Source organism: Pedobacter frigidisoli, assembly GCF_004331675.1.
Classification (GTDB): Bacteria; Bacteroidota; Bacteroidia; order Sphingobacteriales; family Sphingobacteriaceae; genus Pedobacter; species Pedobacter frigidisoli.
Window position 1 is genome coordinate 1 of record NZ_SJSN01000049.1, and the last position, 2,303, is coordinate 2,303.

Here is a 2,303-nt window from a genome sequence, read left to right on the forward strand (position 1 = left end):
GTAAGCAGCCTACGAAGTCCATATTTTAATTGACCCTCCAGATGTTTTTCTTTGAAAAAAAATAAATTCATGAAAACATCAGAAGAAAAAATGTTAGCCGTTGAGGCTTGGCGTGTAAGTGGCATGACCCAGCAGGAATATTGTAAGACCCTTGGGGTAAAACGCACCACTTTTGCCAATTGGGTATCCCGCAACAAACGGAAAAGGGCTGTTTCTAACTTTGTCAGGGTTACTGCCACAACTGTTATCACACCAACACTTATCGATGTTGTCTATCCAAACGGGGTAATCGTTAAGGCATCCAGTGATGATCTTAAAACGCTCTCAAATCTGATAAGACTTTACTAGCCATGTTTTCTTTAAGTTCCTCTCATGTCTATCATCTTTACAAGGGCGAGTGTGACATGCGCAAAAGTTTTGACGGGCTCTGCGGGCTGGTCAGCTCTGAGCTCGGTGTTTCGCCCACCAATGGGGACGTGTTCATTTTTCTTAACAAAAATGGCACACTCATCAAGCTTCTTCACTGGGAGCACGGAGGTTTCGTATTGTATTACAAGCGACTTGAAAGCGGTAGTTTTTACCGGSCCTCCAAAGATGGCAATCTTGTATCCTGGAGCGATCTGGTATTAATGATCGAAGGTATACATGTAGTAAGAAGTATAACCAAAAAACGGTATTCATTAGTGTAAAAAAGCGCTTTTTACTTGCCTAAGCGATGGCTTTTTCGTATTTTTAGGATATGGAAACGGCACTGGAAAATCTATCAAAGGAAGATCTTTTAAAGATCATTTCTGCCCGTGACCAAGCTATTTCCGAGCGTGATAAAGTTATCCTTGGACACCACAGTACCATCTCGGGACTGGGTGAGGAAGTAGACTACCTGAAAGCACAGATTGCGATGTATAAGCGCATGCAGTTCGGGCAGAAGCGTGAACGCTTTGAGGGTGATCCAAATCAGGCAATGCTTCCCTTTGAAGCTCCTGTTCAGGATGTACTGATACAGCAGGAAGAGGTCAAACAAAAGATAGAATATGTGCGCAAGCGCCCCAATCACCACGGACGCGCAAAGTTACCATCCCACCTTCCCGTAGAGGAGATTGAGATCCATCCACAGGGGGATCTCACAGGAATGGTATGTATTGGCAAAGAGATTACAGAGGAACTTGAGTGCGAGCCAGCACGCTTTTTCATCAAGCGTTATATCCGCTACAAATACGCAGGAAAAAACGGGGATGGAGTAAGTATTGCAGAACTGCCCRAACGGGTCATAGATAAGGGAATACCGGGAGCTGGGTTATTGGCATCAATAGTCACCGATAAATACGTAGATCACCTCCCACTTTACCGGCAGAAACAGCGCTTCGCCAGGGAGAATATCCAGATCCCTTCTTCCACAATCGAGGGCTGGACAAAACAGGCACTCGAAAAGCTGGAACCACTCTACCATCAACTCGTTTTCGACATAAAGGCTAAAGGCTATCTGCAGGTTGATGAAACACCGATAAAGGTATTGGACAGTGACAAAAAAGGCGCTTGCCACCAGGGCTACTATTGGGTCTACCATTCTCCCTTGGATGGAACCGTGCTATTTGATTACAGTCCTACCCGTGGGAGTAGTGCGCCCGTACCAATCCTGGGCAACTTCAAGGGCTATCTCCAGACTGATGGGTATGCCGTTTACCAAAAGTATGCACAAAGCAGGGATATAATACATCTGGCGTGCTGGGCCCATGCCCGCCGTGAGTTTGAAAAAGCGCTTGATAATGATAAACCAAGAGCTGAAAAGGCCTTATTGATGATCCAGAAGCTATATGCTGTAGAACGGGAAATCAGAGAAMAAGGTTTRWCTGCAGATCAGGCAAAAGAACTCCGCCTTGARAAATCCTTACCTATGTTGAATGATATCGGCAAATGGATCTTTGARGAAATCAAGATAACATTGCCCAAAAGCCAGATTGGCAAGGCAATGGCCTAYGCTTAYGCAAGATGGGATGCCYTAAGYGCATACCTTTATGATGGCAGCCTTCAAATCGACAACAACCTGGTAGAAAATGCAATAAGACCGGTGAGCCTGGGCAGGAAAAACTATCTCTTYGCMGGAAGCCACGAAGCRGCGCAAAGATCAGCAATGATCTATTCTTTCTTTGCGATCTGCAARAAGCATCAGGTGAATCCATACAAGTGGCTTAAATACACACTGGAAAATATAATGTCAATAAACCACAAGAAAATTAAGGACCTGTATCCACAGAACTTTAAAAATATAGGTGGATAATCAAATATGCACTTTATAGGCTGCATAC

3 protein-coding genes are annotated in these 2,303 nt (G+C 44.5%); all 3 read left to right on the plus strand.

Annotated elements, in window-relative coordinates; genetic code table 11:
• Positions 1-69 precede the first annotated feature (69 nt).
• The 3 genes from tnpA to tnpC are packed head-to-tail and all read left to right on the plus strand — an operon-like array spanning position 70 to position 2,275.
• Entirely contained in the window at positions 70-348 is a 279-nt protein-coding gene (gene tnpA, locus EZ449_RS22395) for an IS66 family insertion sequence element accessory protein TnpA (protein WP_131563109.1), read from the plus strand.
• Positions 349-350: 2 nt separating this feature from the next.
• Positions 351-689 carry an IS66 family insertion sequence element accessory protein TnpB gene (gene tnpB / locus EZ449_RS23595; protein ID WP_131563111.1) on the plus strand — a complete coding sequence of 113 codons (339 nt, stop codon included), beginning with the start codon at positions 351-353 and terminating at the stop codon, positions 687-689.
• Between the two features lie 50 nt (positions 690-739).
• Positions 740-2,275: an IS66 family transposase gene (tnpC, locus tag EZ449_RS22405; protein WP_131563112.1), complete on the plus strand. Its 1,536-nt coding sequence runs from the start codon at positions 740-742 to the stop codon at positions 2,273-2,275.
• Positions 2,276-2,303: the final 28 nt, after the last annotated feature.